The 8,676-nt window shown below is 59.2% G+C and carries 8 protein-coding genes; all 8 read left to right on the top strand.

The genetic code is table 11. The annotated features are described in order from the left end of the window. Nucleotides 1–1,389: 1,389 nt before the first annotated feature. Nucleotides 1,390–1,542, top strand: a complete 153-nt coding sequence (locus G154_RS26240) for a lasso RiPP family leader peptide-containing protein (protein WP_110807440.1) — start codon at nucleotides 1,390–1,392, stop codon at nucleotides 1,540–1,542. Nucleotides 1,543–1,703: 161 nt separating this feature from the next. Beyond that, nucleotides 1,704–2,693: an HEXXH motif-containing putative peptide modification protein gene (locus tag G154_RS00175; protein ID WP_036478514.1), complete on the top strand. Its 990-nt coding sequence runs from the start codon at nucleotides 1,704–1,706 to the stop codon at nucleotides 2,691–2,693. Beyond that, nucleotides 2,690–4,519, top strand: a complete 1,830-nt coding sequence (locus G154_RS00170) for an ABC transporter ATP-binding protein (protein WP_019513370.1) — start codon at nucleotides 2,690–2,692, stop codon at nucleotides 4,517–4,519. Before G154_RS00175 ends, G154_RS00170 begins: the two co-directional genes overlap by 4 nt. Before the next feature lie 13 nt (nucleotides 4,520–4,532). Next, nucleotides 4,533–4,811 carry a PqqD family protein gene (locus tag G154_RS00165; RefSeq protein ID WP_019513369.1) on the top strand — a complete coding sequence of 93 codons (279 nt, stop codon included), beginning with the start codon at nucleotides 4,533–4,535 and terminating at the stop codon, nucleotides 4,809–4,811. Between the two features lie 15 nt (nucleotides 4,812–4,826). Next, complete coding sequence (locus G154_RS00160; protein WP_131701370.1) at nucleotides 4,827–5,765, top strand: hypothetical protein; 939 nt, start codon at nucleotides 4,827–4,829, stop codon at nucleotides 5,763–5,765. A 4-nt stretch (nucleotides 5,766–5,769) separates the two neighbouring features. Beyond that, nucleotides 5,770–7,422 carry an asparagine synthase C-terminal domain-containing protein gene (locus tag G154_RS00155; RefSeq protein WP_131701369.1) on the top strand — a complete coding sequence of 551 codons (1,653 nt, stop codon included), beginning with the start codon at nucleotides 5,770–5,772 and terminating at the stop codon, nucleotides 7,420–7,422. Then, a complete protein-coding gene (locus G154_RS27350) occupies nucleotides 7,392–7,919 on the top strand; it encodes a lasso peptide biosynthesis B2 protein (protein WP_081649888.1) in 528 nt (175 codons plus the stop codon). Before G154_RS00155 ends, G154_RS27350 begins: the two co-directional genes overlap by 31 nt. 66 nt (nucleotides 7,920–7,985) lie before the next feature. After that, nucleotides 7,986–8,606 (top strand): TetR/AcrR family transcriptional regulator, encoded by a 621-nt coding sequence (locus G154_RS25765; RefSeq protein ID WP_157884735.1) that lies wholly within the window; start codon nucleotides 7,986–7,988, stop codon nucleotides 8,604–8,606. Nucleotides 8,607–8,676 lie beyond the last annotated feature (70 nt).

Genomic DNA, 8,676 nt, shown 5'->3' with positions numbered 1-8,676 from the left:
GACCACACGGGCCAGTCAGGCCGCGTGACCGAAACTGTCTGTCACCTGATCGTGCAGCAGACCCCTCCGATTGGTGATCGCGATTTCGTTACATGGTCCAACTGCGATTTCGTGATTTGCAACCCCGGTGATTGACCACCGATTTCAAAGTGACCCGCGATTAATGCGCTGGCGGCGAGGGCGGACCAGAACTCGAGAACTCGATGGGGTCTGCCATCCGATGCACCGCTAGTAGCGGCGTCGCAGATTAATATGACAGGCTTCTACTCGACGCGCTCAACGTGGTAGGCCTCCGAACTACGTGCTGCGATTGTACTCCACCGCGCCACCGCCGCTGGCATCTGACGAGACAACTCCCCGGGCGCTGCCGATTGCGTGCGTGGAGTTCACGGCATGTACCGGCGACCACGTTGCGACGAGCCGTATTTGGCCAAGCGCAGGAGCTGTTCAGAGCATGTCAGCGACTGATATCGCCACTGTCACCAGGCGCAGGCTCGACATCGCCTGCTTCAACGTCAACCTGAAACTGCTTTCGACCCCAGCCATAGTCGACAACAAACTCGACTGTCTTGGCTCGCCCTAGCAACGTCGTTGCCGTCACCGTGCCAAGTGCCCCCCGGCGGCACCACTGGAACATCCATTCCCTCGATTCGACGGCACGCGCTCACTGCATCGCCTCGCCGGCATCCCATCGTGCTACCCCCAGTCCGATGTTTCACCCTGCTTATAAATACTGCCTTGTCCCGGAGCCACTTTCAAGAGGAATCTGGGCACAGGACTCTAGACCATTGCCGTATGTGCTTGTTAGAGAACGGATTCAAACCGACCACCAGTCAGTGGCGCCAATGACAATGAACTAATTTGCCGCATGGCACGTACCGCCGAAATCTCAAGAGCTCGGCTGACCTGCAGAGGAACCCGCCCTCGCCCATCACCCACCCGTTCACCGGTGCCACCTTGGCGCTAGGCAGGCATCGATGCCGACAGCGGACACAACACAGCGAGCCATGGCCATGTCGGGCCCACAACACCACGCTTCCCGGGCATCACATCCATGCCACGCATACTTTATCGCGGGCAGGTCATTGGCGCACGACCAAGTGGCGAAGGTAAACACAATATGAACATATTGTTAGAAGACAATACGTTCATACTGTCTACGCATTCTCGCGCATGGCGGAAGAACCCAGATGTACGCGACGGAGCGCCTGACGTGCACATACTGCGCACATCAGCCTCAACTAGTAGTGCTGAATGCCACCGAAACAACAGGTCTGGCGGCGACAATTTCGACTCACAGTGATTCTCATGTAGCTCTTGACATCGCGCATTCGAGGTGCCAACAATTGGCGCGGGGAGGCGTGGACCGTACACGCAAAGGGGAAGAACATGGCAAATGTGAATGCAAAAGCATGGAGCAAGCCGGTTGTGACCGACCTCGGCTCGGTAAGTGAGCTGACCAAGGCCGGCGCGGGTAGTCGTCGCGACCGCACCCAGCGTGGCGGCGGCGTGATCGAGCCGCCCGGACCGCCGCGGCCGTAGGGTTCGGCACCGTAGGGGCGGTTTCTGAGGCTGACAACTGACGAGTTGTCCAGCAGGTGGAGCCGCAGTACTTCAGTAGTTCCATATGAGCTAGCTCGGACACGCACGAAACAATCTGAAATCGCGGTCCACGCCGACCCTCCCATCAAGGAGAAACAACGATGCCAGGCGAACTCGAGTCACGCCTCAGATGCACCGACCACGATCAGCTCGCATTAGATGCGTATCGCGAGGAACTCGTCAAACTGTTCAAACTCGCTGGCCTCACTGCGATTACACGAAACCTGGTACCGCCGTGTGACGAACGGAGCATCCGAGAGGTCATCGGCGATCTTGGAACAGCCGGTCACCCGATTGCCAGCGCACCGCTGTTCGAGTACGTGACGTGCGCGCTGCGCGATGCGGTCACCAAGAACACCCACACACCTGAAGGTCTTGGTGCTTTCATCCTGGCGGCGAGGGACTGTCGAGACACACCTTCCGCTGTCAAGCTGGTGGCGCCTGAGCACCTAAGCACGTACAAGGTGATCCTCGACGAGGTCGTGGCGAGTCAGGATGATATCGAATCACGTTCGGTTACAGCCACTTTGCTCAACGACACAGCCACTTCAGATTATGTGCAGCGTTGCGTTGATCTAATTGATCGGCACGTCCCTCACGACCTTGTCGAGCTTTCGACCTTCGCCAACACCGTGGTTGCTTTTGACCATCCAGATGTCAGCGGCACCAGTGTCGCGGGTGCAACTGGACTCATCTTCATTCGTCCGGAAGACCGGACAATTGACACCATTGACCACCTGATTCACGAGTGGTCACATAACAAGTTTGAAACCATCCTTCACACGCATCGGCTCTGGACTGACGACGAGCGTCTCCACCACTCGCCTATACGCGGCACGCCGCGGCCCCTCTACGGCGTTTTTCACGCCATTTACGTGCTGCTCGTCGTCAGCGAAGCGATGGTCCACCTCATGCACGTTGATGAACTCGGGGATGATGCGTCACGAAAGATCGATTCGTTCGTGACTGAGTGCGACGCGTCGTTGAGAGCGTTGTCCGACGAACCTAGTCTGACCGAACACGGGCACAAGTTCGTGGACCTGTGCTTGCACTGGGCCGAGACGATCTCGAAGGAGCGGTCAGCGGCATGACTGGAATCAAGCGACTTCCGCCTTACTTGGGCTTTGCGTGGCGATTGCTCGTCAGCCTGCGCAAACGCGACTGGACTGCGCTGCTACTGCTGTCACTCATGCTCGCAGCCGCTCCCCTAGCGACTCTGTTCATCATTCAGTTCCTCGTTGACTATGTCGCGGATAATCAAGGCAGCGGGTTCACGCTCTGGACCGCCAGCATCTGGGCGCCCATCCTTATCTACTTCTTCATCAATGTGGTTGCCGATTCGGCAGAAACACTGCAGCTTCTGCAGATCACACTCCTGCGCGACCAGGTGGCGTTTGAGATTCAACGTCGCACCCTCCACAAGTCGCTATCGCACCACGACCTCGGCATCTACGACGATCAAGAGCTCAAAGCGTTGCGGACACTGGCAAATGACGCCACAGCAGATGGCCAGTACCTTATCCAACTCGTCTCGAACATGCTGACAGGTCTTCTGCTGGTCATACCGACCCTAGCCATCGCAGGATCACTCGGCCTGTGGATTCCACTGGTCATCCTCGCCACCACCGTTCCCGCCACGCTGATGCAGCTCCGCTATGAAGGCAAATCCTGGGATGTCGAGCAAGAGCACGTGGGGCTGAACAATCGCATCCAAGAGACACGTGCAGCGATGCTCAATCCGCGTTTCGCGGTGGATATTCGCACATACCTCATGCACCTGAAGCTGCTACCAAGGTGGACCTCAGATGCCTTGGAGCTGCTTCGGTTGCGGCGCGGTGTCCGCACTCGCGGAGCCTATCTAGTACTTGGGCTCGCGCTGCTGAGCGGATTCGGCCTACTGGTTCCCTACGGCTACGTCATCCAAGAGGCACTTACTGGCCAGGCGTCCGTGGGCACGCTGGCACTGTTCATAGGCCTCATTCCTGAACTTCGGCGGAGCTTGTTCATCGTCTTTGGGAACGCGAGCGAGATGGTCGGCGCGGCCAAGCAGCTCGACGGACTTCGCCAGTACGAGCTGACCACTCCGCGCATACCGTTGGATCCTGAATCGCCCGCGCTGGGCATCTCGACACACCCACACGCTCCAGCCATAGAACTTCAGAACGTCTCCTTCAATTACGCAGTTGATGGCACCGCGAAAGCTCTCGACTCCGTCTCGCTGGCGCTTCCACCAGGATCATCGACACTCATTGTCGGTGCCAATGGCGCCGGTAAGACGACAGTGAGCAAACTGGTGAGTCGTCTCTACGACCCCACGGCCGGCACCGTCCTGGTGGACAACACCGACCTGCGCACCATTCCAGTCCTGAAGCATCGGCAGCGCACCGCGGTCCTGGCCCAAGATCCCGCACGGCTGCCACTCTCCATTCGGGACGCCCTGACATTCGACGTCCCGGATGTCACTGACGAGGATCTGATCGAAGTACTTACCCGAGTCGGCCTCGGCGACAAGCTCGCCCAAGCTCGCAACGGTCTCGACACCGAACTATCGACCACGCTGAACGCAGGCGTCGATCTCTCTGGCGGTCAATGGCAACGCTTGGCAATCGCACGATTCCTTCTTGTTCTGCCCCATAAGGGTTTGGCAGTTATCGACGAGCCGACCACAGCGCTGGACCCACTCGCTGATCGTCGGCTCAGCACGCAGATTCTTGACCAATGCCGAGGAAAGACTGTGGTGATCGTCAGTCACCGGCTCCACATCGCACCACATGTGGACCGCGTCGTCGTCATGAGCGCCGGCCAGATAGTTGCATCCGGCCCTCACCACGAACTCATCGTCAGCGCTCCCGAGTACCGCGAAATGTACGAAGCCTCAGAGGATCACAGTACAGAGTCCGAACACGCTTCATCATAGAAGGAGGAAGTTGGTGACCACCGTAAACAGCACATCGCTCATCACCCGGGTCGACTATGTCGAGTTCATCGAGCTCGATGCCGATCGGGGCGTCATCCTTGACCCGAAAGCCGGGTCATACTTTGAGTTCAATGCCACCGGCGGTGCAATATGGAAGCTCCTTGGGCAACCTTCGACGCCCAGTGACATCGCGCAGCAGCTGTCAAGAGACTTCGGAGACGTCATCGACAATGACGTCAGCGAGTTCCTCCAACAACTCGCCGACCGCGGACTTGTTGTTACAGCGGCATAGAACACCGATCGAGAGATGATTGACGTCAGTCGAATCGTTATCGGCACTGCGAACTTTCATCCGTATCGATGGGATTCGCACGGTCGCGCCCTTGTGAACGATGCGGATGCAGCAGCGATCATCTGCCTCGCGGCAGAAATGGGATTCGCGGGAGTGGATTCAGCGGACGGGTACGGCTTCGGCGCCGCCGAACGCACACTCGCGCGTAACCGCCATCTCCTGATGAAGATGGGGCCGATGGCCGTAACCACGAAAGTCGGCTACAACTTTTACAACCGCCGATACCACGCCGGACGGTGGATTGGTCGCCACTTTCAACGACTCCCGTCCGATGCCGTCGTGCCGTTCGATTCGGGCAAGGAGCTGTCGCCCGACTACCTCCTATTCGCGGCCGCGCAATCCCACGACAGGCTGGACGGCATGCGTATGAACCTTCTCATCCATTGCCCAGAACTCACCGAACTGAGGCAGTTGCGAAGCTCAGGCACATTCGAGCTGCTGAACCAGCTCCCGTACGTGCTGAAGGTCGGAGTTTCAGTGAAACTTCCGGAAGAGGTCTTCGAGTCGCTGAAAATCGATAGCCTTGGCATCGTCCAGGTCCCCGCGGCGACGCTCTGCAGCCGCGCAATGGAACTGGCGCTTCACACTGCGCGGCAACGAAACATCACGGTTCTGGTTAACCAGCCCTTTCACGGTGGAAGCGAGGTGGTAGCACGCGCGCGTGCAGCCCGTCAGATCGAACCAGAATTATCCGCCGCGTCGGCCGCCGGACTCGCCGCTCACAAGATTCTGGCCGATATCCTTGCCAGAGATTGCCTGGACCACGTCGTCGCCGGCGTTAGTAGCAGCGCCCAGTTACTCAACATGATCACCGCAGGAGGTGCGTCCGATCACCTCTGCGCGCCCGCCACCTCGTCGCGACGTGGAGCTGTAGCTGGAGTCAGAATTGACTGACTCAGTGCTGACGGCTGTCACAGCCGGAGCGGGACAGACGGGGCTCGACATTCACGCACTCACCCTGACTCAACTCATCCACGCTGTTCGACACGCACACCCGTCGACTGTGTGGCTGGTGTCGCCGTACAAAGGAGTGCCGAAGATTGTCAGCGGCACACTGCGCAGCGTCAGCTTCGACGTCGATCCATACAGCACCGGGACGGTGTTTTCCGGAATACCAACCGATTCCACCACGCAACTGCAAAGCGCCTGGAGCCCCACAGAACCGCTCTACTATCTCGATGTCGCATCCCCACCGTGGATCTTCTGCCACGACCTGTCCATCCTCCAAGAACTTTCCGATGCTCTCGCAGTTCCCCAGGAGCTCGACGAGCGGTTTGCCCTCTGGACGTTAACCGGTCTTCCTGCAGGACAATTCGGCCTATCACCGATGCGCACCCCCTGGTTACACATCAAACAGGTACCCGCTGGCATCGTGGTTACCATCGACATCGAGGCGGAACGTCTGCGCTTTGATCGGGCACCGCAGCCCTTCTGGAACACCGAGCAAGTATCGACCCGCTACGCCTGCGACCGAATCGCTGAGGCATTTGCCGACTCCGTCAGCCGGTGCACATCCACCCCGGCCGCCGTCCTAGCCAGTGGCGGAATCGACTCATCAGCCGTCGTCGGTGCCAGCTGCGCGGTCGGACGACGGCCGCACTTGTTCACCAACATATATCCGGCGGCGCCAGAGACAAACGAAGAGACATACGTCAACGCCCTTCACGAGACATACCGGCTCCCCGTTATGCCAATCACATCACAGCCAGCCTCGCTGTTCGCCTATGCACAACGGCAATCTCGGCCTTTCAGGGGACTCTTCCGCGCCGACGACCAACTCGTTATCGAGCAAGCCCATGCACTTGGCCTGGAAGTCATTCTGGATGGTCTCGGTGGTGATGAGCTTTTCGCCGTCAGGGACTACCCGATCGGCCGGCTCTCCCATAGTGCTAACGCCAGAGCCCTGCTGCCTGCACACACCTGGTCACAGATTTACGGAAAGCACCGCCCAAACATCCCCGATGACCCGCTACTTCCGCCATTTGTCACCGGTATCGACGAACAGGAACTGCTGTGGGAGTTCAAATTCCGCCCGTTGCTAGAAATGGACTGCCCTGACCGCGTGATGCGGCGTGCCTACAGCCTCATGTTCGAATCGAACTTCTGGGAGGAATCCCAGTGGCTGTCACGCGAAGTGTTTGAACCGCAAGGCCTTAAGCGACGCCACCCATTCATCAGCATCGACGTTCTCAGTGCAACACTGAGCGCCCCGCAGCGGACGTTCCGCAGAACACCTGTCACGAAACCACTCCAACGCCGGGCGCTGCGCAAGTATCTGCCCACGCCGATCGCGACGCGCTACGGCGGCGCCGAACAAACGGCCAACGTCATGCTCAACCTGCAGCATTCACACGAAGACATTATCGACACCCTCACAACGTCAGCCCTTCGTTCATCAAACGCTCACATTGACGGCGACCAACTGGATCACTACTACCAGACGGGACTCGCCCCGGCTTCTTCCTACGAAGGCGGACCAACCAACTTCGACCATTTCTGGTCGGCCCTCTGCTACGACCGATGGGCTGCTCAATGGGGAATACCAGCATGACGCGTAAACCGACGAGCCCGCTAATCGAACGCATCACCCATCTCCGCCGCAGTGCGACGGGCCTGTCCAACTACGGCTGGATCGTTGCCGGCCTCCCCCGCCACGATCTCATCGATTTCCACCGCGCCGTGTGGCACCTATGCCGCGCCGTCATGCTGACAACGCCCACACAGACCGATCTCACCGCGCTGCGTTCGGCACGCAGCACAACTACCCTCACGCGGGTCAGCCGGAAAGCCCAGTGCAATCGAGAACGGATCGCATGGCTCATTGGGCTCGCAAGGCTGCTCCTACCGGGTGCACAATGCCTTCCCACCGCCATCGCCACCTGCTGGATGCTCGGTGACAGCGAGACATACCTACAAGTCGGGGTCCGCCGGACCGAGGGCGACCCATTCGCACACGCGTGGGTCATGCACCGCGGAGTCCCCCTGCACTGCGATTCATTCGGCGCAAGCCAAGTATTCCTTCCGACTTGGAATTCGCGACCACGCTAGTACCCAAGCCATCGCAAATCTCATCCCATCAACACCGACCGCGCGAACCCGAACTACCCTCAATGGGTGGACAGGCCAGACACCGCCGGCGCAGCCGAATCGCCGGACCGTCCCATCCGCGCGACCGACATACTCGCCGCCGCGCTAGAACGCTTCGCCGCTTACGGCCTCGAAGCCACCTCGCTTCGCGATATTGCACGCGAAGCGGGCGTTTCGATAGGTCTCATCCAGCACCACTTCGGGCACAAACGCAAACTCGTCGAGGCCGTCGACCAACACGTCCTTCGAGTACTCCGCGCCGCGGTCGTCGGTCCACTCACTCAGCAGTTTGGCAATCCTGCCAGCGAGCAGGGCCACCGTGTCGTCAACCTCGTCACCGACCACTCAATCGAAGTTCAATACCTCGCACGCGCTTTCGCAGATGGGCGGGAGCTCAGCTCGCAGGTGTTCGATCTACTAGCCGAGCAAGGCATTACACGGTGGCACGACTACGAAGCCCAGGGACTAACGAAGCCCGACACCGACGCAACGTGGGCGGCATTGAACTTGGTTCTGATCTTCCTTGGAGCGGTAACCATGCGCAGTCACCTCGATCGCCATCTACCTGCTCCGCTGACCACACCCGGGCAACTTCACCGCTGGGAGACGTCAGTCAACCGAACGATCAACGACGGAATGCTGAAATAACCACAGGGTCTGCTGCACGAATAGGTGACATCTGAGTTGGCTTGCTCGGGGCGAGCGAGCTGGAAGGATG

The sequence above is a fragment of the Mycobacterium sp. VKM Ac-1816D genome, from assembly GCF_000416385.1.
Taxonomy (GTDB): Bacteria; Actinomycetota; Actinomycetes; order Mycobacteriales; family Mycobacteriaceae; genus Mycobacterium; species Mycobacterium neoaurum_A.
Note: the sequence above shows the minus strand (reverse complement) of the source record. Positions and strands in the feature narration are given on the sequence as shown.